This is a genomic window from Streptomyces sp. NPDC007189 (assembly GCF_040703635.1).
Taxonomy (GTDB): domain Bacteria; phylum Actinomycetota; class Actinomycetes; order Streptomycetales; family Streptomycetaceae; genus Streptomyces.
The window spans coordinates 185,936-209,875 of sequence record NZ_JBEYEY010000017.1 but is presented as its reverse complement, the minus strand read 5'-3'; the positions used below and the strand labels follow the sequence as shown (position 1 = coordinate 209,875).

The 23,940-nt window shown below is 72.0% G+C and carries 24 protein-coding genes and 1 tRNA gene; 14 read left to right on the top strand and 11 right to left on the bottom strand.

Annotated elements, in window-relative coordinates:
• Nucleotides 1-37: 37 nt before the first annotated feature.
• The gene (locus AB0950_RS31050; protein ID WP_366779901.1) at nt 38-1,063 is read right to left on the bottom strand and encodes a P1 family peptidase; all 1,026 of its coding nucleotides are present in this window, start codon (nt 1,061-1,063) and stop codon (nt 38-40) included.
• A gap of 37 nt (nt 1,064-1,100) precedes the next feature.
• Nucleotides 1,101-2,339 carry a low temperature requirement protein A gene (locus tag AB0950_RS31045; protein WP_366779900.1) on the bottom strand — a complete coding sequence of 413 codons (1,239 nt, stop codon included), beginning with the start codon at nt 2,337-2,339 and terminating at the stop codon, nt 1,101-1,103.
• A 190-nt stretch (nt 2,340-2,529) separates the two neighbouring features.
• Here AB0950_RS31045 and AB0950_RS31040 point away from each other — a divergent pair, with 190 nt between their 5' ends.
• Nucleotides 2,530-2,706: a hypothetical protein gene (locus AB0950_RS31040; protein ID WP_360158158.1), complete on the top strand. Its 177-nt coding sequence runs from the start codon at nt 2,530-2,532 to the stop codon at nt 2,704-2,706.
• Between the two features lie 19 nt (nt 2,707-2,725).
• Here the strand turns inward: AB0950_RS31040 and mscL are convergent, their stop codons facing one another.
• The 6 genes from mscL to AB0950_RS31010 form a co-directional block, all read right to left on the bottom strand.
• Nucleotides 2,726-3,181 (bottom strand): large conductance mechanosensitive channel protein MscL, encoded by a 456-nt coding sequence (mscL, locus tag AB0950_RS31035; protein ID WP_360158155.1) that lies wholly within the window; start codon nt 3,179-3,181, stop codon nt 2,726-2,728.
• A gap of 138 nt (nt 3,182-3,319) precedes the next feature.
• Nucleotides 3,320-3,832, bottom strand: coding sequence for a hypothetical protein (locus tag AB0950_RS31030; protein ID WP_366779910.1), 513 nt, complete (start codon nt 3,830-3,832; stop codon nt 3,320-3,322).
• A gap of 287 nt (nt 3,833-4,119) precedes the next feature.
• On the bottom strand, nt 4,120-4,953 hold the full coding sequence (locus AB0950_RS31025) for an S-methyl-5'-thioadenosine phosphorylase (RefSeq protein WP_366779899.1): 834 nt from the start codon (nt 4,951-4,953) through the stop codon (nt 4,120-4,122).
• Between the two features lie 100 nt (nt 4,954-5,053).
• Nucleotides 5,054-5,356: an FmdB family zinc ribbon protein gene (locus tag AB0950_RS31020; protein WP_360158149.1), complete on the bottom strand. Its 303-nt coding sequence runs from the start codon at nt 5,354-5,356 to the stop codon at nt 5,054-5,056.
• A gap of 67 nt (nt 5,357-5,423) precedes the next feature.
• On the bottom strand, nt 5,424-6,725 hold the full coding sequence (locus AB0950_RS31015; RefSeq protein ID WP_360158146.1) for an MFS transporter: 1,302 nt from the start codon (nt 6,723-6,725) through the stop codon (nt 5,424-5,426).
• Between the two features lie 287 nt (nt 6,726-7,012).
• Nucleotides 7,013-8,569 carry a potassium/proton antiporter gene (locus AB0950_RS31010; RefSeq protein WP_360158143.1) on the bottom strand — a complete coding sequence of 519 codons (1,557 nt, stop codon included), beginning with the start codon at nt 8,567-8,569 and terminating at the stop codon, nt 7,013-7,015.
• 217 nt (nt 8,570-8,786) lie between these two features.
• Here AB0950_RS31010 and AB0950_RS31005 point away from each other — a divergent pair, with 217 nt between their 5' ends.
• Nucleotides 8,787-11,621 (top strand): penicillin acylase family protein, encoded by a 2,835-nt coding sequence (locus tag AB0950_RS31005; RefSeq protein WP_360158140.1) that lies wholly within the window; start codon nt 8,787-8,789, stop codon nt 11,619-11,621.
• Nucleotides 11,622-11,684: 63 nt separating this feature from the next.
• Here the strand turns inward: AB0950_RS31005 and AB0950_RS31000 are convergent, their stop codons facing one another.
• A complete protein-coding gene (locus AB0950_RS31000) occupies nt 11,685-12,305 on the bottom strand; it encodes a 5-formyltetrahydrofolate cyclo-ligase (RefSeq protein ID WP_366779898.1) in 621 nt (206 codons plus the stop codon).
• Between the two features lie 94 nt (nt 12,306-12,399).
• Between AB0950_RS31000 and galU the strand changes: the two genes are divergently transcribed.
• The 7 genes from galU to AB0950_RS30965 all read left to right on the top strand — a co-directional run bounded on the left by galU (nt 12,400) and on the right by AB0950_RS30965 (nt 18,007).
• The gene (gene galU / locus AB0950_RS30995; protein WP_360158135.1) at nt 12,400-13,311 is read left to right on the top strand and encodes a UTP--glucose-1-phosphate uridylyltransferase GalU; all 912 of its coding nucleotides are present in this window, start codon (nt 12,400-12,402) and stop codon (nt 13,309-13,311) included.
• Nucleotides 13,308-14,630 carry a gephyrin-like molybdotransferase Glp gene (glp, locus tag AB0950_RS30990; RefSeq protein ID WP_366779897.1) on the top strand — a complete coding sequence of 441 codons (1,323 nt, stop codon included), beginning with the start codon at nt 13,308-13,310 and terminating at the stop codon, nt 14,628-14,630. Before galU ends, glp begins: the two co-directional genes overlap by 4 nt.
• Nucleotides 14,631-14,761: 131 nt before the next feature.
• Nucleotides 14,762-15,274 (top strand): cyclic pyranopterin monophosphate synthase MoaC, encoded by a 513-nt coding sequence (gene moaC / locus AB0950_RS30985; RefSeq protein ID WP_330339466.1) that lies wholly within the window; start codon nt 14,762-14,764, stop codon nt 15,272-15,274.
• On the top strand, nt 15,271-15,771 hold the full coding sequence (locus AB0950_RS30980; RefSeq protein WP_360158129.1) for a MogA/MoaB family molybdenum cofactor biosynthesis protein: 501 nt from the start codon (nt 15,271-15,273) through the stop codon (nt 15,769-15,771). Before moaC ends, AB0950_RS30980 begins: the two co-directional genes overlap by 4 nt.
• 20 nt (nt 15,772-15,791) lie before the next feature.
• On the top strand, nt 15,792-16,424 hold the full coding sequence (locus AB0950_RS30975) for a GNAT family protein (protein WP_360158126.1): 633 nt from the start codon (nt 15,792-15,794) through the stop codon (nt 16,422-16,424).
• A gap of 197 nt (nt 16,425-16,621) precedes the next feature.
• Complete coding sequence (glpR, locus tag AB0950_RS30970) at nt 16,622-17,842, top strand: gephyrin-like molybdotransferase receptor GlpR (protein ID WP_366779896.1); 1,221 nt, start codon at nt 16,622-16,624, stop codon at nt 17,840-17,842.
• Nucleotides 17,843-17,933: 91 nt separating this feature from the next.
• A tRNA-Ala gene (locus tag AB0950_RS30965) sits at nt 17,934-18,007 on the top strand.
• Nucleotides 18,008-18,056: 49 nt separating this feature from the next.
• Here the strand turns inward: AB0950_RS30965 and AB0950_RS30960 are convergent.
• Nucleotides 18,057-18,533, bottom strand: a complete 477-nt coding sequence (locus tag AB0950_RS30960) for a GNAT family N-acetyltransferase (protein ID WP_360158120.1) — start codon at nt 18,531-18,533, stop codon at nt 18,057-18,059.
• A 79-nt stretch (nt 18,534-18,612) separates the two neighbouring features.
• Here AB0950_RS30960 and AB0950_RS30955 point away from each other — a divergent pair, with 79 nt between their 5' ends.
• Nucleotides 18,613-19,416 carry an exodeoxyribonuclease III gene (locus AB0950_RS30955; protein WP_360158117.1) on the top strand — a complete coding sequence of 268 codons (804 nt, stop codon included), beginning with the start codon at nt 18,613-18,615 and terminating at the stop codon, nt 19,414-19,416.
• Between the two features lie 11 nt (nt 19,417-19,427).
• On the opposite strand, the gene AB0950_RS30950 is transcribed toward AB0950_RS30955, so the two are convergent.
• The gene (locus AB0950_RS30950) at nt 19,428-20,048 is read right to left on the bottom strand and encodes a MerR family transcriptional regulator (protein WP_360158253.1); all 621 of its coding nucleotides are present in this window, start codon (nt 20,046-20,048) and stop codon (nt 19,428-19,430) included.
• Between the two features lie 188 nt (nt 20,049-20,236).
• On the opposite strand from AB0950_RS30950, the gene AB0950_RS30945 reads away from it, so the two are divergent.
• From AB0950_RS30945 to AB0950_RS30930, 4 genes are all read left to right on the top strand, one after another.
• Nucleotides 20,237-21,778: an NAD(P)/FAD-dependent oxidoreductase gene (locus AB0950_RS30945; RefSeq protein ID WP_360158114.1), complete on the top strand. Its 1,542-nt coding sequence runs from the start codon at nt 20,237-20,239 to the stop codon at nt 21,776-21,778.
• Nucleotides 21,775-22,743, top strand: a complete 969-nt coding sequence (locus AB0950_RS30940; RefSeq protein WP_366779895.1) for an alpha/beta hydrolase — start codon at nt 21,775-21,777, stop codon at nt 22,741-22,743. Before AB0950_RS30945 ends, AB0950_RS30940 begins: the two co-directional genes overlap by 4 nt.
• Nucleotides 22,740-23,624: an SDR family oxidoreductase gene (locus tag AB0950_RS30935; RefSeq protein WP_360158108.1), complete on the top strand. Its 885-nt coding sequence runs from the start codon at nt 22,740-22,742 to the stop codon at nt 23,622-23,624. The genes AB0950_RS30940 and AB0950_RS30935 overlap by 4 nt, the downstream gene beginning before the upstream one ends.
• A 93-nt stretch (nt 23,625-23,717) precedes the next feature.
• The gene (locus AB0950_RS30930) at nt 23,718-23,933 is read left to right on the top strand and encodes a hypothetical protein (RefSeq protein ID WP_360158105.1); all 216 of its coding nucleotides are present in this window, start codon (nt 23,718-23,720) and stop codon (nt 23,931-23,933) included.
• Nucleotides 23,934-23,940 lie beyond the last annotated feature (7 nt).

The following is a 23,940-nucleotide window of genomic DNA, read 5'->3' as shown; positions in this document are numbered from 1 at the left end:
GAACCGCGACAATCGGGGCCGGACGAGCCGGCCCGCCTCACACCTGCCCGTACAACTCCCCGTACGACGGCCACACTCCGCCCGCACCGTCGACCGACTCGGCGGCGCGCACCCCCCGGACGATCGCGCGTGTCACCACGTCCGCGCCGGCCGCGAGAAGGCCGTTCATCTCCAGCGGGTGCCTGGCAAGGGCGCGCTCGCCGGTCGCCAGCGCGAACACCGTGTCCCCGTCGTTCATGAGGTGCACCGGCCGTACGGCGCGCGCGATTCCGTCGTGCGCCGTGCCCGCCAGCTTCTGCGCCTGCGCCCTGGAGAGGTCCGCGTCGGTCGCGACCACCGCCAGCGTCGTGTTGAGCGGGGGCGGCGCGTTCCTGGCAGCGGTCTCGTCCAGGCGCCGGCGCGCGGCCTCGTGCACACGCTCGTCCGGGTACGTCACCCGCCCCTGGCACAACTCCCCGTACAGCGCCCCGGTCTCGGGCTCGATCACCGACCCCGCGGCGTTGACGACCACCAGCGCGGCCACGGTGATCCCCGACTCGAGCACCGTGCTCGCCGTGCCCACCCCGCCCTTGACCTGCCCCGCCACGGCGCCCGTACCCGCCCCGACACACCCCTGCGGCACCGGGGCGCCCGGCGCGCTCGCCGCGGCCGCCTCCACCGCGGCCCGGCCCGTCGCCGCGTCGGGCCGTGCGCGGAAGTCGCCTCCGCGGCCCAGGTCGAAGACACACGCGGCGGGCACGACCGGCACGACATGCGCCGGGTCCGGCCCCACCCGCACCCCGCGCCGCTGCTCCTCCAGCCAGGCCATCACCCCGGACGCCGCGTCGAGCCCGTAGGCGCTGCCGCCGGTCAGCACGACCGCGTCGACCCGCTGTACCACGTTGCGCGGATCGAGCGCGTCGGTCTCCTTGGTGCCGGGGCCGCCGCCGCGCACGTCCACGGCGGCGACCACGCCGCCCTCCGGTGCGAGGACGACCGTGGTGCCGGTGAGCCGGCCGCCCCCGCTGCGGGTGGCGTGGCCCACGCGCAGTTCGGCGACGTCCGTGATCGCGTCAACTGTCATGGGGGCCAGTCTGGCCCGGCCCCGCGCCCGCGAGGAGTCAGCCGGTCGGCGCGGTGGCGTCCGCCGTGCGCTCCCGGCCGGCCATGCGCGCCGTCAGCGTCACCCCGGTCGCGACCGCGGCCGCGCACACCAGGCCCGCCGCGAGGACCGCCCAGTCGCCGAGGAAGGTGCAGCAGATCACCAGCAGCGCCGTGACCGGCAGCACCAGCTGCTGGGCGATGCCGACCTTGAAGTGCCGCGAGTGCAGCGCCCAGACGGTGAGCAGGTACAGCGCCGTGGGCAGCGTCACGGCCGCGGACGCGGACAGCGTGGAGATGTGGGTCTTGCCGACCGCGTGTTCCACGGCCACTTCCAGGCCCGCGCCGATCGCGGCGGCGGCCGCGAAGATCAGGTAGTGGCCGTAACCCCACAGGAACGCCTGCCCGTTGGCGCGCAGACGGCCGTGGATGGGCACCACGAAGTAGATCCACCACGCGGAGAAGACGATCAGCAGCCCGCCCGCCGCGATCGGCAGCAGCTCACCCAGCGCGTCCTGCTCGTCGAAGCCCCCCTTCACGGCGGCCGTGGCCGAGGCGATCGTCTCGCCGAGCACGATGATGGTGAACAGGCCGTAGCGTTCGGCGATGTGGTGCGGATGCCAGGAGGTCTCGTAGTCCTTCTCGGCGAACAGCGGCACGCACATCTCCGCCACGGCCATCACCAGGAACACCCAGGGCCGGGCGGGTCCGGGCAGCAGCAGCAGTCCGAGCCAGCCGACCTGGCACACCAGCACGCCGCACGCGTACCGCACTGCCATGGTCCTCTCGGAGCCCTCGGCCGATCTCGCGGCTCTCAGCCACTGCGCGGCCATCGCCAGCCGCATGATCAGATAGCCGAGCCAGACCACCAGGTAGTCGTGATGCTGGAACGCACGGGAGACACCGGCGGCCAGGACCAGGACGCCCGCGATCTGCACGAGGGTGACGACCCGGTAGAGCGCGTCGTCGTTGTCGTACGCCGAGGCGAACCAGGTGAAGTTCATCCACGCCCACCAGATCGCGAAGAACTGCATGGCGTAGTTGAGGATTCCGCCGCCCGCGTGCCCCTGGGAGACGGCGTGCACCAGTTGGACGCCGGCCTGTGCGATCGCAACGACGAAGCACAGATCGAAGAAGAGCTCTAGCGGCGAGGAGACCCGGTGCGCCTCGTCGCGCCCGCGCGCGGTGAGCCGTCGCAGCGGTCCCGAGGACTGGGGTGCGCCCGGAGAGGCGGGCGCCGGAGCGGAACTCGACGTCATGCCACCCAGCAGAGCAGAAAACCGCCCCGAAATCTTGTGAATGCGTTCACAAGCTGTCGAGGCGTCGCGGTGCCGGGTAAACCCAGAGGTCAGGGCGTGCTTCTCGCTCGCCGGCCGACGCCCGCCGGGGCCCTCGGCCGACGCCGGTGACGTCATCGGGAGGGGTTCACCCGGGCCGTACCCTTGAGGCATGAGCGCCGCCCCCGCATCCGAGCCCCGCGACCCGAAGCCCGCGCTGGTCTTCGACGACCCGCTGGACCAGCAGACCTCGGACGACACCGACCGCGGGTGGGGCGAGCGCACGGACGGTGACAGCGCCGCCGACCTCAAGCGTTTCCTCGACGAGAAGCCGCCCCACCACCTCTGAGCCGTCCGCGGCGGCGCCGCTAGCGGTCGTGCCCGGACCCGCGCTGCGCGACCAGCGCGTCGCGGATCTCCTTGAGCACCTCCAGCTCGCTCACCTCGACGACCTCCTTGGTGCCCTCCCGCGCCGCCTTGCGGGCCGCCTGACGCGCCAGGTACTTCGACATGGGCAGGACCATCAGGAAGTAGACGACCGCCGCCGTGATCAGGAAGGTCAGTGTGGCGCCGAGGACGGAGCCCCACATCAGCTGGATGCCGTGCGTCCCCTTGCAGGAGCCGCTCAGGCAGGTGCTGTACTCGTCCAGGTTCTGCGTCCCGATCGCGCCGACCAGCGGGTTGATGATCCCCTTCACCACTGAGTTGACGATGTTCGTGAAGGCCGCGCCGATGACCACCGCGACTGCCAGATCGACGACGTTGCCGCGCATCAGGAAGGCTTTGAAGCCCTGCCAGACGCTCGGTTCCCTCTTCTCGCTCACCTCGGGGACTCTCCTCGCATACACAGGCTGTGGAACAAAACGCTCCGCAACCTACGGCACGGTGCGGCCATCCTGTCCAATCCCGTCCATCGATCGAGGGACTTGACGGCGAGCTGCCTGCAAAGTCTGCGAGTCCGTTCAGCACAGCGTCACCGCCAGGCGCGCCGTGGCGCTCGCGCCGACGAGACGGGCTGCCGTGGCGCGCGGCGCCGACAGCACGACCAGCGCCCCGCTCTCGGCGCCGCCCTCCAGCGGCTCCGGCACCCCGGTCACCCGCACACCTCGTGCGAGCACGCGGGCACCGCCTCCGGCCGACGGATCCTCGGCGGCGATGACATCGACGCGGTCGCCGGGCCTGAGCAGCCGGACCGTGGCCGCGTCGGCGATCCGCACCGGCGCCGTCACCACGTCCACGCGCGCGTGCCGGCGTACGGGCGCCGTCACCGGGTGACCTCGGGCCTGGTCCGCGCGGTGCGGCGCGGACCCGGTGCGCGGTCCCGCGGCGACCAGCGCGGCCGCGGTGACCGCGAGTCCCGCCGCGATGGCCCGACTGCGGTGCCGTACGAGCCGCTGCAGCTGATACCGCCCGCCGCGCATCCGCACCGGTGGGAACTGCGGGACCTCGCAGGTCGCCGGGGCGTCCGTGCCCAGCGGACGCGGAAGCCGGAGGGGCGGCGGGGGAGGTGAGGTGTACGGGGGCGACGAGGACGGTCGGGGAGACGGGTTCGGGGACGACGAGGGCCACGGCACGGAGATCACCGCCTGCGACGAGGAGTTCGGCTTGCGATGCCACGATGAGGCCTCGCGCCGGATTCCGCCGGAGCCGGTGGATCACGGGCGGACTGTGGACAACTCGGCCACCCGAACGGGGAGTTCCGCACGGCCTGCCGCCGGGTCGCCTTCACAGCCGCAAGAACCGCGCCACCCCCAGCCCAGCCCTACGGCAGCGAGAACCCCGGATCCATCCCGCCGAGCGCGTTCACGCACAGGCAGTCCCGGTCGGCGCTCTCCGGCAGTGCCGCCACCGCTTCGAACAGCACGCCGCGCAGTCGGTCCACGTTGGCCGCGAACACCCGCAGCACCTCCTCGTGGGAGACCCCCTCGCCGGTCTCCGCGCCGGCGTCCAGGTCGGTGACCAGGGTCAGCGAGGTGTAGCAGAGCTCCAGTTCGCGGGCGAGCGCCGCTTCCGGGTGACCGGTCATGCCCACGACCGACCAGCCCTGCGCCCGGTGCCACAACGATTCGGCACGGGTGGAGAAGCGCGGTCCCTCGACCACGACCAGCGTGCCGCCGTCCACCGGCTCCCAGTCCCGTCCTCGGGCCGCCTTCAGGGCGACGGCGCGTCCGGTGGGGCAGTAGGGGTCGGCCATGGAGACGTGCACGACGTTCGGCACGGTGCCGTCCGGCAGCGGCAGCCCGTCGAAGTACGACTGCATCCGGGACTTCGTGCGGTCCACGAACTGGTCCGGCACGAGCAGGGTGCCGGGGCCGTACTCGGGCTGCATGCCGCCCACCGCGCAGGGGGCGAGCACCTGGCGGACGCCGACGGAGCGCAGCGCCCACAGGTTGGCGCGGTAGTTGATGCGATGCGGCGGCAGGTGGTGGCCGCGGCCGTGCCGGGGCAGGAAGGCGACCCGCCGGCCGGCGACCTCGCCGAGGAAGAGGGAGTCGCTGGGCGGCCCGTAGGGGGTCTCCACCTGGACCTCGGTCACGTCGTCGAGGAACGAGTAGAAGCCCGAGCCGCCGATTACGCCGATCTCTGCGTTCGCCATGACCAGCACACTAGCGGGCGGTGAGACCGCGGGGGAGCGGCGCCGGGAGGCGCCGAGGACCCCGCCGTCGTACGACGGCAGGGTCCGGGGGAGAAAGCGGTCAGGCCGCGGAGCTGCTGGCGGAGCTCGACGAGGACGAGCCCGAGTCGGACGAGGAGCTCGACGACTTCGAGTCGGACGACGACGTGCTCGACGACTTCGACGCCGGGCTGCTGCTCGACGTGGAGCCGCGGGAGTCGTTGCGGTAGAAGCCGGAGCCCTTGAAGACGATGCCGACCGCGGAGAACACCTTCTTCAGGCGGCCACCGCAGCTCGGGCAGTCGGTCAGGGCGTCGTCGGTGAACTTCTGCACCGCCTCGAGGCCCTCGCCGCACTCGGTGCACTGGTACTGGTAGGTCGGCACTGTCTTCCTCCTGGCACTCTCACTCGATGAGTGCTAACGACCATCCATAGTGACGTATTCCCGGGGATCAGTCCACCGTCATCGGCACGCGGTGATGGACGCCACGTGCGACGGTGCGGTTCTGCGGCCTCGGGGCCAGCCGCGACCGCAGCGCCAGCAGGGTCGCCAGGGCGAGCAGCGTGCCGGCCATCGGCACCAGGAAGCCCGCGCCGCCCCACAGCCGGTCCTCCAGCTGCCCGGCGACCGTGACGGCGGCCGCCTGGCCGAGGGCGACGGCGCCGGTCAGCCAGGTGAAGGCCTCCGTGCGGGCGCCGGCCGGGACCAGGCTCTCGACCAGCGTGTAGCCGGTGATCAGCGCCGGCGCGATGCACATGCCGACGAGCAGGCCGAGCCCGGCGAGCAGCGGCACCGAGTGCGCCGTCCACAGGGCGGACGCGACGATCGCGAGCGCCGTGTAGCCGACGGCCAGGCGGCGCTGCGGGGCGGCCTTCCAGGCGATGGCGCCGCAGACGATGCCGGAGAGCATGTTGCCGGCGGCGAAGACGCCGTACAGGACGCCGTTCATGCCCGGCTCGCCGATCGACTCGGTGAACGCCGCCAGGGAGACCTGCATGCCGCCGAAGACGGACCCGATGCCCAGGAAGGTCACGATCAGCACGCGCACGCCCGGTACGCGCAAAGCGGAGGTGTGCGTCACGCGCGCGTGCCCGTCGTCCCGCCTCACCGGCGGCTGCGTGCCCTTCTGGGCGGCGAACAGCAGCCCGCCGACGAGGGTCAGTGCGCCCTCCGTGACCAGGCCGGCCGCCGGTGTCACGGCGGTGCACAGCGCGGTCGCGAGCAGCGGGCCGAACACGAAGGTCAGCTCGTCGGTGACCGACTCGAACGCCGCCGCGGTGGCCATCAGCGGCGATCCCTGCAGCGTCACGCCCCAGCGGGCGCGCACCATGGGGCCGACCTGCGGGACCGAGGCGCCGGTGGGCACGGCAGCAAGGAACAGCGCCCACAGGGGCGCGTGGGCCAGTGCGAGCGCGGTCAGGGACAGGCCCGCCAGGGTGTGCGCCAGCACGCCGGGGATCAGGACGGCGCGCTGGCCGTGGCGGTCGGCGAGGCGGCCGCTGTACGGCGCGAACAGCGCCATGGAGACACCGGTGACGGCGGCGGTGGCGCCCGCGGCGCCGTACGAGCCGGTGGTGTGCTGCACGAGCAGCACGATGGAGAGGGTGAGCATCGCGAACGGCTGGCGTGCCGCGAAGCCGGGGAGCAGGAAGGTCCAGGCGCCGCGGGTGCGCAGCAGCGGTCCGTATCCCGGGCGGGACGGGGCCGGCGAGGTCTTCTCCGGTTCGGTGGTGGTGACGACCGTGGATCCCACGGCCCGTGCCTTTCTGCCGCCTGGTAGCGCGCGGGCCGTGTGTGGGGCCGGGCGCCGAGAGCTGTCCTCTTGCGCGGACTGCGGTAGATGCCGGCGCCCACTGCGGGTGGGGGCGACCCGGCCGCCATACGGTCGCGCCAGCTCTGCGTCAGGCAGAGTTGGTTCGATCAGGGTGCGGCTTCATCGTACAGGGATCAACCGCTGCCACGGCTGTGAAAACGAGCACCGCGCGCGTGGCCGCCTGGCAATCCACGGGCGAGCGCACCGGGTCCTCTTCATGGGTGCCGTCAGTGCCAGTTTCCCGTGCCGTTCATGCCGAGCCAGCCCGCCAGCTTGCCGCCGTGGGCGACCGCGCGCAGGCGCCGTTCCGCCGCGTCGCGGACCGGGTCGGTGGCGACGACGAGCAGTTCGTCGCCCCGGCGCAGCACCGTCGAGGGCAGCGGAACGAACGATTTTCCTTCGCGCACGACGAGGGTGACGGCGGCCCCGGGCGGCAGGCGCAGCTCGCTGACCTCCACGCCGTGCATCCGGGAGCCCTCGGGGATCTGGACGGACAGCAGGTGGCCGCGCAGCCGCTCCAGAGGCGCCGACTCGATGCCGAGGTCGGCCGCCTCGCCCTTCTCGCCCAGCCGGAGGGTGCGCGCCAGCCAGGGCAGGGTCGGTCCCTGGACGAGGGTGTAGACGACGACCAGCACGAAGACGATGTTGAAGATGCGGCGGCTGGCAGGAACGCCGCTCACCATCGGGATGGTGGCCAGGATGATGGGCACCGCGCCGCGCAGCCCGGCCCAGGACATCAGCGTCTGCTCCTGCCACGGCACACGGAACGGCGCCAGGCTGAGCACCACGCTCAGCGGGCGGGCCACCATGGTCAGGACCAGGCCGATGACCAGCGCGGGCCAGACGTCGTCGCCCAGTTCGTGCGGGGTGACCAGCAGGCCGAGCAGGACGAACATGCCGATCTGGGCGATCCAGCCGAGCCCCTCGGCGAAACCGCGGGTGGCCGGCCAGTGCGGGAGCTTGGCGTTGCCGAGCATCATCGAGGCCAGGTAGACGGCCAGGAAGCCGCTGCCGTGCCCCAGCGCGCCGGCGGCGTACGCGGTGACGGCGATCGCCATCACGGCGATGGGATACAGGCCGGACGCGGGCAGGGCCACGTGCTTCAGACCCCAGGAGCCGAACCAGCCCACCGCGAGCCCCACGGCCGCGCCGATGGCGAGCTCCAGGACGATCTCGCCGAGCAGGACGTACCAGTGCTCGACCGGGCCGGCCGTGGAGAAGGCGACGACCAGGATGACCACCGGGGCGTCGTTGAAGCCGGACTCCGCCTCCAGCGTGCCCGTCACGCGCGCGGGGAGGGGGATGCGGCGCAGGACGGAGAAGACCGCCGCCGCGTCCGTCGACGACACCACCGCGCCGATGATGAGTGCCTGCCGCCACCCCAGCCCGACCAGATAGTGCGCGCCGGCCGCGGTGACGCCCACGCTGACGGCGACTCCGAGGGTCGCCAGGACGGAGGCGGACGACAGGACCGGCCTGATCTCCTTCCACTTCGTGCCCAGACCGCCCTCGGCGAGGATCACGACCAGGGCCGCGTACCCCATGACCTGGGTCAGCGCGGCGCTGTTGAAGTGGATGTGGCCGACGCCGTCCTGGCCCATGAGGACGCCGATGGCCAGGTACACGAGCAGGCTGGGGAGCCCGCTGCGGGAGGAGATGCGCACGGCCGCGACGGCGACGAGCAGGACCACGGAGCAGACGAGCAGGAGCTGGTTGAGGTGGTGAACGGTCAGCGGCGATTCCCTTCCTCGGCTCGCGCACCGGGGGCGCGAGCTCACGTGCACAGGACCCGAGGCTGCGGCGCACCGCACCCAAGTACTTCGTTACCTTACCTAACTCTTGACGCTTTCTTGACGCTCGGCGAGGCAAGATCGAACGCCCGTGCGCGCCGGTTCCCGACTCCGCGTCAAGCGGCACAGGGCCCTGCGCCTATGGTTGCTCCAGCGCTCATTCAAAGTCACAGCCCGACCTGCCGCTCGCGTTAGGACAGCAAGGACAGCGATGCCCCCCAACACCACCGCCACAACGGGAGACACCGCCACCGCCGGTGCCGCGCCCGCCAAGTCCGGCAGGAAGAAGGGGCGCAAAGCCCGACTGATCGTGCTGGTGCTGGTCCTGGCCGTCGTCGCCGGCATCGCCTTCGGCGGCTACTGGTCGGTCAGCACCGTCCGAGCCTCCTTCCCGCAGACCAAGGGGATGATCACGCTCCCGGGCCTGTCGGGGCCGGTCGACGTCAAGCGGGACGGCAACGGCATCCCGCAGATCTACGCGTCCTCCGACGCGGACCTGTTCATGGCGCAGGGCTACGTCCAGGCGCAGGACCGGTTCTGGGAGATGGACGTGCGCCGCCACATGACCTCCGGGCGCCTGTCGGAGATGTTCGGCAAGGGCCAGGTCAAGAACGACGAGTTCCTGCGCACCCTCGGCTGGGACCGGGTCGCGAAGCAGGAGTACGACACCAAGCTGTCGGCCTCCACCAAGAAGTACCTCCAGGCGTACGCCAAGGGTGTCAACGCCTACCTGAAGGGCAAGGACGGCAAGGACATCTCCCTGGAGTACGCCGCCCTGGGCCTCACCAACGACTACAAGCCGCAGCCGTGGACCCCGGTCGACTCCCTGGCCTGGCTGAAGGCGATGGCCTGGGACCTGCGCGGCAACATGCAGGACGAGATCGACCGCGCCCTGATGACCAGCCGCCTCGGCCCGCAGCAGATCGCGGACCTGTACCCGGAGTACCCGTACAGCCGTAACAAGCCGATCGTGCAGGAAGGCCAGTACAGCGAGCTGACCAAGTCCTTCGAACAGAGCGGCTCCACCGGAACGACCGGCACCTCCCAGGGCACCGGCACGGCGGGGACGGCCGGCGGCGCCACGGGCGCCTCCGGGGCCACGACGGGCACGACCGGCTCCTCCGCCTCGGCCACGACCGGATCGTCGCTCACGAGCCAGCTGGCGGGCCTCTACAACGTCCTGGACGATGTCCCGACCGCCGTCGGCGTGAACGGCCAGGGCATCGGCTCCAACTCCTGGGTGGTGGCCGGGAAGTACACCATCACCGGCAAGCCGCTGCTCGCCAACGACCCGCACCTGGAGGCGTCCCTGCCGGGCGTCTGGTACCAGATGGGCCTGCACTGCCGCACCGTCTCCAGCACCTGCCAGTACGACGTGAGCGGCTACACCTTCGCTGGCATGCCCGGTGTGGTCATCGGCCACAACGCGAACATCGCCTGGGGCATGACGAACTCCGGCGTCGACGTCACCGACCTCTACCTGGAGAAGGTGACCGCGAACGGCTACCTGTACGACGGCAAGATCCGGCCCTTCAAGACCCGCGAGGAGACCATCAAGGTCGCCGGCGGCTCCTCCAAGAAGATCGTCGTGCGCCAGACCCAGGACGGGATGCCCCTGCTGTCCGACCGCGACGACGAACTCGTCCAGGTCGGCAAGCGGGCCACCGTCAACACCGCCGCCCCCGACCGGGGCGACGGCTACGGCATCGCGCTGAGGTGGACCGCGCTCGACCCGGGCACCTCCATGGACGCCGTCTTCGCCCTCGACAAGGCGGCGGACTGGCAGGACTTCCGCCAGGCGGCCGCCCTGTTCGACGTGCCCTCGCAGAACCTGGTCTACGCCGACACCGAGAACCACATCGGCTACACTCTGCCCGGGAAGATCCCGACCCGCTCCTCGGCGGACGACGGCTCCATCCCGGCGCCGGGCTGGGACTCCAAGTACCGCTGGACCGGCTTCATCAAGCAGGACGAGCTGCCCTACGAGTACAACCCCAAGCGCGGCTACATCGTCACCGCCAACCAGGCCGTGGTCGACAAGGACAAGTACCCGTACACCCTCACCACCGACTGGGGCTACGGCACCCGCAGCCAGCGCATCACCGACCTGATCGAGTCCAAGATCAAGGACGGCGGCAAGATCTCCACCGACGACATGCGGCAGATGCAGCTGGACAACAGCAGCGAGATCGCCAAGCTCCTGGTGCCGAAGCTGCTGAAGATCAACCTCGACGACAAGGACGTGCGCGACGCGCAGAAGCTGCTGGAGGGCTGGGACTACACCCAGGAGTCCGACTCCGCGGCGGCCGCCTACTTCAACGCGGTCTGGCGCAACATCCTCAAGCTCGCGTTCGGCAACAAGCTCCCCAAGGAACTGCGCGTCAAGGGACAGTGCCTGTGGGTCGACAAGATCGACAGCACCGGCCCGGTCGACGACGACACCAAGGTGCGCGAGTGCGGCCAGCGCGACGCCGACCAGGCGCAGCCGGACGGCGGCGACCGCTGGTTCGAGGTCGTGCGGACCCTGATGGAGAAGCCGGACAGCGACTGGTGGAAGACGCCCGCCTCGGGCACCCGCAAGGCGACGCACGACGTGGACCAGCTCTTCGCGCGCGCCATGATCGACGCCCGCTGGGAGCTGACCGCCAAGCTCGGCAAGGACATCGACACCTGGAGCTGGGGCCGGCTGCACCGCCTGTTCCTGAAGAACCAGACCCTCGGCACCGACGGCCCCCAGGCGCTGCAGTACATCCTCAACCGCGGCCCCTGGAAGCTCAGCGGCGGCGAGGCCACGGTCAACGCGACCGGCTGGAACGCCGCCGGCGGCTACAACGTCGTGTGGGTGCCGTCCATGCGGATGGTCGTCAACCTCGCCGACCTCGACAAGTCCAAGTGGATCAACCTGACCGGCGCCTCCGGGCACGCGTTCAGCGCGCACTACACGGACCAGACCAGCCTGTGGGCCAAGGGCGAGCTGCTGCCCTGGTCGTTCACGGCGAAGGCGGTCGACGACAGCACCAGCGACACCCTCGTCCTCAAGCCGTGACCGGCTGACGGAACGCAGAACGGCCCTCCACGCGCGTGGAGGGCCGTTTCGTCGCCCGGGCCGTCAGGCGTCCGGGAAGCGGCGCACGCCGGAAGGGGTCACCACGGCGTGCACGGGCTTGTCGTGCGCCTCCGCCGGGACGTGTGCGACGACTTCCGTGTCGTACAGCAGCACCACGAGCCGGGGACGGGCGCCCGCGCGCTCCAGCCGGGCCAGCACGCGGTCGTACGACCCTCCGCCCCGCCCCAGCCGCATCCCGCCCGCGTCGACCGCGAGCCCGGGCAGCAGGACGACGTCCGCGTCCGTCACCGCGTCCGGGCCGAGCCGCGCGCCCGAGGGTTCGAGGAGCGCCATCTTCCCGCCGTGCCGGACCCGGGCGAGGGAGTCCGGGCCGGTGTACTCGCCCCAGTCGAGGTCGTTGTCGGGCAGGAGCGCGGGGAGCAGCACCCGTACGCCCCGCGCGCGCAGCGCGTCCAGCAGGGCGGGGGTGCCGGGCTCGGTCCCCACGGAGACGTACGCCGCCACCGTGCGCGCCCGCGCCAGCTCGGGCAGCTCCAGGGCGCGTTCGGCCAGGGCGCGGGCCGTCACGGCGACGTCATCGTCCGTCAACCTGTTCCTCACCGAGAGGAACGCGCGCCGCAACGTTCGCTTGTCAGGCTCGCTCGTGCGTCCGTCGTGTGCCACGTGTCGTTCTCGCACCCTTCTTGAATGCCGTCATAAAGGGTCAACCAATGGGAGCCACAGATTCCACACAAAGGCACCCGATAAGGTTGCGGGCATGACTCAGTCGCACCCCAGGATCAGCAAGGCTGTCATTCCCGCGGCCGGCCTCGGCACCCGGTTCCTGCCGGCCACCAAGGCCACTCCCAAGGAGATGCTGCCGGTCGTCGACAAGCCCGCGATCCAGTACGTGGTCGAGGAGGCCGTCTCGGCGGGGCTCGACGATGTTCTCATGGTCACCGGACGCAACAAGCGCCCGCTCGAGGACCACTTCGACCGCAACTACGAGCTGGAATCCGCCCTGAACAAGAAGGGCGACGCCGAACGGCTCGCGAAGGTGCAGGAGTCCAGCGACCTGGCGACCATGCACTACGTCCGCCAGGGCGACCCCAAGGGCCTCGGGCACGCCGTGCTGTGCGCCGCCCCGCACGTCGGCCACGAGCCCTTCGCGGTGCTCCTGGGCGACGACCTGATCGACCCGCGCGATCCGCTGCTCCAGCGCATGATCGAGGTCCAGGAACACCACGGCGGCAGCGTGGTCGCCCTCATGGAGGTCGCGCCCGAGCAGATCCACCTCTACGGCTGCGCGGCCGTGGAGCCGACCGCCGACGGCGACGTGGTGCGGGTGACCGGGCTGGTCGAGAAGCCGGACCCGGCGGACGCCCCGTCGAACTACGCGATCATCGGCCGGTACGTCCTCGACCCGCACATCTTCGACATACTGCGCAAGACCGAGCCGGGCCGCGGCGGGGAGATCCAGCTCACCGACGCCCTCCAGCAGCTCGCCGCGGACGAGAAGGTCGGCGGGCCGGTGCACGGCGTCGTCTTCAAGGGCCGCCGCTACGACACCGGCGACCGGGGCGACTATCTGCGTGCCATTGTCAGACTCGCGTGCGAACGTGAAGACCTGGGCCCGGACTTCCGGACCTGGCTTCGCAGTTACGTAGCCGAGGAGATGCAGCAACGTTGAGCACCGCCGCGACCCGCCCCGCCGGCCCGGACCACCTGTGGTCGGTGGACGAGCACCTGGAGGACGTCCTCTCCACCGTCCGCCCCCTGGAACCCATCGAGCTGCACCTGCTCGACGCCCAGGGCTGCGTCCTGGTCGACGACGTCACGGTGCCGGTGTCCCTGCCGCCGTTCGACAACAGCTCCATGGACGGGTACGCGGTGCGGGTCGCGGACGTCGCGGGCGCCGGCGAGGAGTTCCCGGCCGTCCTCGAGGTCGTCGGTGACGTCGCGGCGGGCGCGGCCGACCCGGTCCGGGTCGGTCCCGGCCAGGCCGCCCGCATCATGACCGGCGCCCCGCTGCCGCCCGGCGCCGAGGCCGTCGTCCCGGTGGAGTGGACCGACGGCGGACTCGGCGCGGGCCCGGTGAGCGGCATGCGGGCCCGCAGCCTGGCGCCCGAGGGCGCCCAGGGCCAGGTGCGCGTGCACCGCCCCGCCGAGCCGCGCGCGCACGTGCGGGCCGCGGGCAGCGACGTGCAGGCCGGCGACCGGGCCCTCCAGGCCGGGACGATCCTCGGCCCGTCGCAGATCGCGCTGCTCGCCGCGATCGGCCGCGGCACGGTACGCGTGCGCCCGCGCCCGCGCGTGGTCGTCCTGTCCACCGGCAGCGAACTCGTCCAGCCCGGCGAGGAGCTGGGCCGCGGCCAGATCTACGACTCCAACAGCTTCGCCCTCACCGCCGCCGCGCGGGACGCGGGCGCCATCGCCTACCGGGTCGGCGCCGTCGCCGACGACGCCGAGACCCTGCGTTCCACCATCGAGGACCAGCTCGTCCGCGCCGACCTGCTGGTGACCACCGGCGGGGTGAGCGTCGGGGCGTACGACGTCGTCAAGGAGGCGCTGTCGCACGTCGGCGACGAGGACGAGGCGGGCGGCGGGGTGGAGTTCCGCAAGCTCGCCATGCAGCCCGGTAAGCCCCAGGGCTTCGGCACCATCGGCCCCGACCACACGCCGCTGCTGGCCCTGCCGGGCAACCCCGTGTCGTCGTACGTCTCCTTCGAGCTGTTCGTCCGCCCCGCGATCCGCACCCTGATGGGCCTGCCGGACGTGCACCGGCCCCGCACCCGGGCCACCCTCAGGGCCGACGAGGCGCTGCGCTCGCCCAAGGGGCGCCGGCAGTTCCTGCGCGGTGCGTACAGCGACGGCGAGGTGACCCCCGTGGGAGGCGCCGGCTCGCACCTGATCGCGGCGCTGGCGCAGGCCGACGCGCTGATCGTCGTCCCCGAGGACGTGGAGTCCGTGGAGCCCGGCGCCGAGGTGGAGGTCGTGCTGCTCGGCTGAGGCACGCGCGCGTGCGTGCGGCCGGCCGGGGGTCCTGGGCCGGTGCGCGCGCGGACAGGGCGGTAGCGTGTCGCGCACAACAGGCCCGCGCAGCGCAGTGCGCCGGGCCCGGACCGGGAGCGGCACACAGCATGACTGAGTCTTTCCGGGGGGAGACCCCCGGACCCCCTGTGCAGGACGGGCTGACGCACATCGACGAGGCGGGCGCGGCCCGCATGGTCGACGTGTCCGGCAAGGACGTCACCGCGCGCACCGCCCGCGCCAGCGGCCGTGTCCTCGTCTCCCCGCGCGTGGTCGAGCTGCTGCGCGGCGAGGGGATGCCCAAGGGCGACGCCCTCGCCACCGCCCGCATCGCCGGCATCATGGGCGCCAAGCGCACCCCGGACCTGATCCCGCTGTGCCACCCGTTGTCGGTGTCGGGTGTGAAACTGGACCTGTCGGTCGCGGACGACGCCGTGGAGATCCAGGCCACCGTGAAGACCACGGACCGTACGGGCGTCGAGATGGAGGCCCTCACCGCCGTGACGGTCGCCGCGCTCACCGTGATCGACATGGTCAAGGCGGTCGACAAGAAGGCGGTCATCACGGACGTGCGGGTGGAGGAGAAGACGGGCGGCAAGTCGGGCGACTGGAGCCGGGCATGAGCTACCGGGCTCTGGTGGTCACCGCGTCCAACAGGGCTGCCGCGGGCGTCTACGAGGACAGGGGCGGCCCCTTGGTCGCCGACGGCCTGAAGCGCTTCGGGTTCGCCGTCGACGGCCCCCGGGTCGTCCCGGACGGGGAGCCGGTGGAGGCGGCCCTGCGTGCGGGGGTCGACGCCGGCTACGACGCGATCGTCACCACCGGCGGCACCGGCATCTCGCCGACCGACCGCACGCCGGAGGCGACCCGCGCGGTGATCGACCGCGAGGTGCCGGGCATAGCGGAGGCCATCCGGGCGTTCGGATTCCAGAAGGTGCCGACCGCGGCGCTCTCCCGCGGACTGGCCGGGGTGGCGGGCCGGACCCTGATCGTCAATCTGCCGGGTTCCACGGGCGGCGTGAAGGACGGCCTCGCCGTGCTGGAGACCCTGCTGGTGCACGCCGTCGACCAGATCCACGGCGGCGACCACGCCGGACCCGGAAGCGGGGGTGCGAGCTGAACAGCCCATCCTGGCCCGTCGTGCTGGCGGACGGCGATGTCGTCCTCCGGCCGATACGGCTGCGCGACCAGCGGGCCTGGCGCGAGGTGAACCGGCGCAACCGCGACTGGCTGCGCCCCTGGGAGGCGACCATCCCGCCGCCCACGCCGAGCGGACCGATAGCGCACCGGCCGACCTACCGGCAGATGGTCCGGCACCTGCGTTCCGAGGCGGGCGCCGGCCGGATGCTGCCGTTCGTCATCGAGTACCAGGGCCGGCTCGTCGGGCAGCTGACGGTCGCCGGGATCACCTGGGGATCGATGTGCTCGGGGCACGTGGGTTACTGGGTGGACGAGGCGGTGGCCGGGCGCGGGGTGATGCCGACGGCGGTCGCGCTCGTGGTGGACCACTGCTTCCGCACGGTCGGACTGCACCGCGTCGAGGTCTGCATTCGCCCCGAGAACCGGCCCAGCCGCCGGGTGGTGGAGAAACTCGGATTCCGCGAGGAGGGGCTCCGGCCGCGCTATCTGCACATCGACGGCGCCTGGCGCGACCACCTGGTGTTCGCGCTCACCGCCGAAGAGGTGCCCGACGGTTTGCTCGCGCGGTGGAAGCGGGCACGCTCTCAGGCGGAGCGCCGCAACGCGCAGAACACGCCGGAGAATCACGCCTAGCCGTGTACCGGCCGACGCAAATTGAATATGTGTTCGAAATTGATCGGTTGTTGACCGTCTCGGGGCATTGAATTCCCGTCTGCGGTGGTCCACTGATCGCATCGGTCGCAAAAAAAGCTGGAAATATCAGCCAGATCGTGCGACACACCGGCCCAATTGGCGGATGGCCTCGCGTAAACCCCTCTACGGTGTGAGACGTGAGCAGCAGCGGCCTCATCTACGCAGTCATTGTCGGGGCCTGGGCCGCCTACTTGGTGCCGATGTGGCTCCGTAGGCAGGACGAGCTGAACGAGGCCCGTCCGACGGAACGCTTCAGCACCGCCATCCGGCTGCTGTCCGGACGGGCGGGAATGGAGCGCCGGTACGCCAGGGACCTGCGGGCACGCTCCGCCCAGGAGGGGGAGCGGGACGCCGGCGAACCGGACGCCGTCACCGACTCGGTGGACGTCCGGGCCTTCGCCGTGCCTCCGACCCGCCGTCAGACGGACGCCGGCACCGAGCCCGAGTCACCCGAAAGGGCGGAACCGGCGCGCGAGCAGGACGCCGCGCCCTCGCCCAAGTCCCCTTCCGTGCCCGCGCGGGAACGGACGCCGTCCGCGCGGCCGACGCCCTCCGCGCAGGCGGCCGCGGCGCGCGCCCGGCGCTCGAAGGTCCTCGCGCGCCGCAGGCGTACCACCGTGATGCTCTTCCTCGCCTTCACCCTGGGCGCGATCGTCGCCGCCGTCGGCGGACTCGCCTTCCTGTGGGTGCCCGCCGTACCGGCCGTGCTGCTCAGCGCCTACATCGCGTACCTGCGCTCCCAGGAGCGCCGCCGCTTCGCCTACCAGATGGACCGCCGCCGCGCGGAGGTCGCCGCCCAGCGGCTGCGGGAGCGGGAGCGCCAGCCGCGTCGCCGCGCACCCCTGGACGAGAGTCCCGGCGCCGACGAACCGGAGGAGGCCCCTCAGACCGCGACGGACCCCGGGCTCGCCGCGCTCGCCGCCGACCGGCGCGCCCTGGTCGAGCAGACGGACCACGCCGAGTGGGTCGACCAGCAGCGGGAGCGGCAGCGGCGGCCCGGCGGGGACAGCTGGGACCCGGTGCCGGTGCCCCTGCCGACGTACGTGACCGCGCCGGTCGCGCCGCGCGCCACGTCCGACGTGGACCTGGGGGCGCCCGACACCTGGAGCTCGGCGCGTTCCAGTTCGGTCGCGCCGGAGCAGGAGACGGACCACGCGCCGCAGACCGAGGCCGGCGAGCAGGCGCCCGCGTCCCAGGACACGCCGGCCGGCGGCCGCAAGGACGCGCTTCCCCAGGCCCGCAACCGCTCCCGCGGAGGAAGTCCCGGTGCCTCCGCCCGCCGGTCGCGCGAGCGCGGCCGCACGCCCCTGTTCGACCAGTACGAGGACCGCGACCGCCCGCGCGCGGCCAACGAGTGACGCCCACCACACTCCGGAAGGGCGCGCTGACCAGTCCGGGAACGGATTTCCAAGCACCCCGATCGGGATGCTAAAGTTTCACTCGTTGCAAGGGCCTGTGGCGCAGTCCGGTAGCGCACCTCGTTCGCATCGAGGGGGCCAGGGGTTCAAATCCCCTCAGGTCCACGCAGCATGAAGCCCCGGTCGGTGAAAGCCGACCGGGGCTTCATCGTGTCTACAGCCGCTTGGCGAAGCAGCGGCTGTCCGCGTGGTGGCGGTAGTAGCCGAACTTGGCGCACGGCTCGTAGCCGCTGGAGGTGTACAGGGCGATGGCCTCCGGCTGCTTGGTGCCCGTCTCCAGCACCATCCGGACCCGCCCGGCCGCGCGGGCGTCCTCCTCCAGGGCCGTGAGGATGCGGCGGGCGATACCCCGGCCGCGCATCTCGGCGACGACGAACATGCGCTTCAGCTCGGCGTCGCCGTCCTCGTTGCCCTCGCCGTTGCGATCCTGGCTGCGCCAGCCGCCGGTGGCCACGGGGCGGTCGAACGCGTCGTACGCGATCAGGTAGACGCCGTTCGGCGGGTCGAAGTCCGTCGCGGCCAGGACGGTGGCGTCCCCCTCGTCGCCGTAGCGCTCGGCGTACTCGGCCTGGACCTCGTCGTTGAGCTTCACGGCGTCGGGGTGATCGAAACGAACGCGGCGTATATACATGCTGAGCATCGTACTTCTATGCAGTCGGTGGGCCCCGGGCTGGTGCGGGCTCCGACCAGTGTGCCGGTATCGTGCCCGGGTGCTGACTGTGACCTCGGTGAACGTGAACGGGCTGCGAGCCGCCGCCAAGAAGGGCTTCGTGGAGTGGCTCGCGCAGACGGACGCGGACGTCGTCTGCCTGCAGGAGGTGCGGGCCGAGCCGCACCAGCTGCCCGAGGAGGTGCGCCGGCCCGACGGCTGGCACGTCCTGCACGCCCCGGCCGCCGCCAAGGGCCGCGCGGGCGTCTCCCTCTACACGCGGCGCGAACCCGACGCCGTCCGCATCGGCTTCGGCTCGGCCGAGTTCGACGGCAGCGGGCGCTACGCCGAAGCCGATCTGCCCGGCGTCACGGTCGCCTCCCTCTACCTGCCCTCCGGCGAGGTCGGCACCGAGCGGCAGGACGAGAAGATCCGTTTCATGGACGAGTTCCTCGCCCACCTCACGGCGCTGCGCGAGCGGGCCGCCGCCGAGGGCCGCGAGGTCGTCGTCTGCGGCGACTGGAACATCGCCCACCAGCAGGCCGACCTGAAGAACTGGCGCGGCAACACCAAGAACTCCGGCTTCCTGCCCGAGGAACGCGCCTGGCTCAGCCGCGTGTTCGCCGCCGAGGACGGCGGCTACGTCGACGTCGTGCGCGCCCTGCACCCCGGGACCGAGGGCCCGTACACCTGGTGGTCGTACCGGGGGCGGGCGTTCGACAATGATTCGGGGTGGCGCATCGACTACCACGCCGCCACGCCCGGCCTCGCCGGGAAGGCCGTCAAGGGCTTCGTCGAGCGCGCGGCCACGCACGCCGAGCGCTGGTCGGACCACGCGCCGGTGACGGTCGTGTACGACCTGTAGTCCGAAGTCCTCTAGTCCCGCTTGCTGATCCGCCGGTCCAGGGCCAGGGACAGTTCCGCCTCCACCACGTTGCGGGCCAGTGGGCGCAGGCGGTGGAGGTCTTCCTCGGGGGCGTGGCGGAGGATCAGGTCGGTGAAGAGTTCGGCCAGGGCGTCGGCGTGTTCGCGGACGCGGGCGGCGGCCGTGAGGACCTCGGCGAGCGGGATGCCCTCGCGGACCAGCGCGGAGGACACGTCCAGCAGGCGGCGGCTGATGTGGACGATCTCGTCGCCGTCGGTGCCGAGGTAACCCAGCTCCATGGCGGCGGCGAGGTTCTCCGGGGTGACCTCGCCCTCGAAGCGGGCGGCGAGTTCCTCCGGGGTGAGGCGGACCGGTTCCTCCTCCGTGGGCGTGCCGACGCCGAGCAGGTCGGCGACGTCGCGGCCCTGGTCGAGGGCCTCGGCGAGTTCCGCGATGCCGTTCAGCGTGTGGCCGCGCTCCAGCAGGGCGGCGATGGTGCGCAGACGGGCCAGGTGGTGGTCGTCGTACCAGGCGATACGGCCCTCGCGGCGGGGCGGCGGGATCAGCTTGCGCTCGCGGTAGAAGCGCAGGGTGCGCACGGTGATGCCGGCGAGCCGCGCCAGCTCCTCCATGCGGTACTCGCGCCGTCCTGGCGGCCGTGCCTGCGGGCGTTCCGTGTCCTCTGCCACGCCCGAAGCCTATGTTGTACCGCCGGTAACTTTCCTTTCCCGACCCCTACCGCTCAGTACGGAGCTGCTCTACAGTCCCATTGCGCCAGTGTTCACTGGCAGAGTCCAAGGCGATGCGTGGAGGCTTCGGGATGGCCCAGCACGAGCATGTACGGGTGGCGGTGATCGGGTCCGGGTTCGGCGGTCTGGGAGCCGCCGTGCGGCTGCGCCGCGAAGGGATCACCGACTTCGTCGTCCTGGAGCGGGCGGACAGCGTAGGCGGCACCTGGCGGGACAACAGCTACCCCGGGTGCGCCTGCGACGTGCCCTCCCACCTCTACTCCTTCTCCTTCGCGCCCAACCCCGACTGGCCGCGCACCTTCTCCGGGCAGCAGCACATCCGCGCCTATCTGGAGCACGTCACCGACCTGTTCGGGCTGCGCCCGCACATCCGCTTCGACTCCGAGGTCAAGCTGATGACCTGGGACACCGAGAAGCTGTGGTGGGAGATCGAGACCGTGCGGGGCACGCTCACCGCCGACGTCGTCGTCTCCGCCACCGGGCCGCTGTCCGACCCGAAGATCCCCGAGATCCCGGGCCTGGAGTCCTTCCCCGGCAAGGTGTTCCACTCCGCCCGCTGGGACCACGACTACGACCTGCGCGGCAAGCGCGTCGCCATGGTCGGCACCGGCGCCTCCGCCATCCAGATCGTGCCCGCCATCCAGCCGAAGGCCGGCCGGCTCACCCTCTTCCAGCGCACCCCGCCGTGGGTGATGCCCCGCATGGACCGCGCCATCAGCGGCGCGGAGCGCCGGCTGCACCGGTTGCTCCCCTTCACCACCCAGCTGCGGCGCGGGCTGCTGTGGGGCATCCGGGAGCTGCAGGTGCAGGCGTTCACCAAGCACCCCGAGGAACTCGGCCTGGTCGAGCAGCTCGCCAAGCGCAACATGGCCCGCGCCATCAAGGACCCGGCCCTGCGCGCCAAGCTCACCCCCGACTACCGCATCGGCTGCAAGCGGATCCTGCTGTCCAGCGAGTACTACCCGGCGCTGGCCCAGCCGAATGTGGACGTCGTCGCCAGCGGGCTCAGCGAGATCCGCGGCTCGACCGTCGTCGCGGCCGACGGCACCGAGGCCGAGGTCGACGCGATCATCTTCGGCACGGGCTTCCACGTCACGGACATGCCGATCGCCGAGCGCGTGGTCGGCGCCGAGGGCATCACCCTCGCCGAGTCCTGGAAGAACGGCATGCAGGCGCTGCGCGGCGCCGCTGCCGCCGGGTTCCCCAACTGGATGACGATCATCGGGCCCAACACCGGCCTCGGGAACTCCTCGATGATCCTCATGATCGAGTCCCAGCTGAACTACATGGCCGACTATCTGCGGCAGCTCAACGTCCTCGGCGGCCGTACGGCCCTCGATGCCCGGCCGGCGGCCGTCGAGGACTGGAACCACAAGGTCCAGGAGCGGATGAAGCGCACGGTGTGGAACACCGGCGGCTGCACCAGCTGGTACCTCGACGACAGCGGCCGCAACACCACCATCTGGCCCGGTACGACGTCGGAGTTCCGGCGCGCGACCCGGCGGGTGGACCTGGCCGAGTACGAGGTCATCCGGGGGTCCGCCGCCCAGCCGTCCGGCACGGCCGCACCGAAGACCGTGGCCGCCGCCCGGCAGAGCGAAGGCGCCGCATGAGCCGCCCCGCCCCCGCCGCTTCCGTCACCTCCGGGCCGTACGCCCCGCCCGCGCCCGCTCGCGAACTCACCGTCGTCTCCGCCGACGGCGCCCCGCTGCACGTCGAGGTGCACGGCCCCGAGGACGCGCCGCCCGTCGTCCTCTCCCACGGCTGGACCTGCTCGACCGCCTTCTGGGCCGCGCAGATACGCGACCTCGCCACCGACCACCGGGTGATCGCCTACGACCAGCGGGGGCACGGGCGCAGTCCCGCGAGCCCCGCGTGCACCACCCAGGCGCTGGCGGACGACCTCGAAGCAGTGCTCGCGCAGACGCTCGCGCCCGGCGAGAAGGCGCTGATCGTCGGCCACTCCATGGGCGGGATGACGGTCATGGCCGCCGCCACGCGCCCCCGGTTCCGGGAACACGCCGCCGCCGTCCTGCTGTGCAGCACCGGCAGCTCACGCCTCGTCGCGGAGTCGCGGGTGCTGCCGCTGGGCGCCGGGCGGGTGCGCACCTGGATCACCGGGCGCATCCTCGGCTCGCGCGCCCCCCTCGGGCCGGTCACGCCGGTCGCCAAACGCATCCTCAAGTACGCCACCATGGGCGCCGGGTCCGCCCCGCACATGGTGGAGGCGTGCGCCCGGATCGTGCACGCCTGCCCGCGCGCCGTACGCCACGCCTGGGCCGCCGTCCTCGACTCGCTCGATCTCGACCACGGCGTACGGGAGTTGCACACGCCCACCGCGATCGTGCACGGCGCGTCCGACCGGCTCACGCCCCCCGTGCACGCCCACGCGCTGGTGGCCGCGCTGCCGCACTGCGTCGGCCTGACCGAGCTGGCCGGCGTCGGCCACATGACCCCGATCGAGGCCCCCGGCCCGGTCACCGGCCGGATCCGGGAACTCGTCACCACGTACGTCACCGCACACACCACGTCCGAAGCCACGGGGGCCGGCCCCGCACAGATCAAGGAGGGCGCATGAGCAGGGTGAGCCTCGAAGGACAGGTCGCGGTCGTCACCGGGGCGGCGCGCGGCGTCGGTGAGCTGCTGGCCCGCAAGCTCTCCGCGCGCGGCGCGAAGGTCGCGCTGGTCGGGCTGGAGGAGGACGCCCTCAAGGACGTCTCCTCGCGGCTGCACAGCGAGAGCGCCCACTGGTACGCCGACGTCACCGACCACGAGACCATGAGCCGGGTCGCGCAGGAGGTCAAGGCGCGGTTCGGGAAGGTCGACATCGTGGTCGCCAACGCCGGTGTGGCGACGGGCGGTCCGTTCATCGACTCCGATCCGCAGGCCTGGCGGCGGGTGATCGAGGTCAACCTGATCGGTTCGGCGGTGACCGCGCGGGCCTTCCTGCCGGTGCTGGTGGAGAGCCGGGGCTATCTGCTGCAGATCGCCTCGCTCGCCGCGATCACCCCGGCGCCGATGATGTCGGCGTACTGCGCGTCCAAGTCGGGCGTGGAGGCGTACGCGCACAGCCTGCGCGCCGAGGTCGGCTACCAGGGCGTGCGGGTCGGCGTCGCCTACCTGTCCTGGACCGACACCGACATGGTGCGCGGCGCGGACCAGGACGACGTCATGCGGGAGCTGCGGCAGCGGCTGCCGTGGCCGTCCAACAAGACCTACCCGCTGGGACCGGCGGTGGACCGGCTGGTCGCCGGGATCGAGCGGCGCTCGGCGCATGTGTACGGGCAGTGGTGGCTGCGCGGCATGCAGGGCATGCGCGGCTATCTGCCGGCGCTCATCGGGACGGTCGGGCAGCGCGAGATGAAGCGGTTCGCACCGCGGCTGCAGGGGATGCGCTCGGGGCTCGTCGGTGCAGGTGGGGCGGCCGACGAGGCGGCCCGCGCTACGCACCGTGACTGATCCACATGCGCTCCGTGGTCGCCCGTGTGAATCTGGGTGAGGCCCCACTGAGGGGCCGATTCCCCACCTCACCCACCACGGGAGTGAACCCACATGGGTATGAAGGACAAGGCCAACGAGTGGCAGGAACAGGGCAAGCAGAAGCTCGGTGAGGCTCGCGAGCGGGCCGGTGGCCAGCAGCAGCCCCAGCGCGGCCAGCAGCAGCCCTCTCGCGGCCAGCAGCCGCAGCGCGGCCGCGAGAACCTGCGCGACATCGAGGACACCGAGTCGGAGATGGAAGACCGCTTCGACCGGGACTACGACGCGTAGTCGCTGC

Excerpts from the sequence above, each read along its gene's own strand:
- AB0950_RS31050 (WP_366779901.1), bottom strand. The coding sequence starts at position 1,063 with ATGACAGTTGACGCGATCACGGACGTCGCCGAACTGCGCGTGGGCCAC.
- AB0950_RS30945 (WP_360158114.1), top strand. The coding sequence starts at position 20,237 with ATGGCCCAGCACGAGCATGTACGGGTGGCGGTGATCGGGTCCGGGTTC.
- AB0950_RS30960 (WP_360158120.1), bottom strand. The coding sequence starts at position 18,533 with ATGTATATACGCCGCGTTCGTTTCGATCACCCCGACGCCGTGAAGCTC.
- galU (WP_360158135.1), top strand. The coding sequence starts at position 12,400 with ATGACTCAGTCGCACCCCAGGATCAGCAAGGCTGTCATTCCCGCGGCC.
- AB0950_RS31025 (WP_366779899.1), bottom strand. The coding sequence starts at position 4,953 with ATGGCGAACGCAGAGATCGGCGTAATCGGCGGCTCGGGCTTCTACTCG.
- AB0950_RS30935 (WP_360158108.1), top strand. The coding sequence starts at position 22,740 with ATGAGCAGGGTGAGCCTCGAAGGACAGGTCGCGGTCGTCACCGGGGCG.
- AB0950_RS31005 (WP_360158140.1), top strand. The coding sequence starts at position 8,787 with ATGCCCCCCAACACCACCGCCACAACGGGAGACACCGCCACCGCCGGT.
- AB0950_RS30940 (WP_366779895.1), top strand. The coding sequence starts at position 21,775 with ATGAGCCGCCCCGCCCCCGCCGCTTCCGTCACCTCCGGGCCGTACGCC.
- moaC (WP_330339466.1), top strand. The coding sequence starts at position 14,762 with ATGACTGAGTCTTTCCGGGGGGAGACCCCCGGACCCCCTGTGCAGGAC.
- AB0950_RS31045 (WP_366779900.1), bottom strand. The coding sequence starts at position 2,339 with ATGACGTCGAGTTCCGCTCCGGCGCCCGCCTCTCCGGGCGCACCCCAG.
- AB0950_RS30980 (WP_360158129.1), top strand. The coding sequence starts at position 15,271 with ATGAGCTACCGGGCTCTGGTGGTCACCGCGTCCAACAGGGCTGCCGCG.
- AB0950_RS31040 (WP_360158158.1), top strand. The coding sequence starts at position 2,530 with ATGAGCGCCGCCCCCGCATCCGAGCCCCGCGACCCGAAGCCCGCGCTG.
- AB0950_RS30930 (WP_360158105.1), top strand. The coding sequence starts at position 23,718 with ATGGGTATGAAGGACAAGGCCAACGAGTGGCAGGAACAGGGCAAGCAG.
- AB0950_RS30950 (WP_360158253.1), bottom strand. The coding sequence starts at position 20,048 with ATGGAGGAGCTGGCGCGGCTCGCCGGCATCACCGTGCGCACCCTGCGC.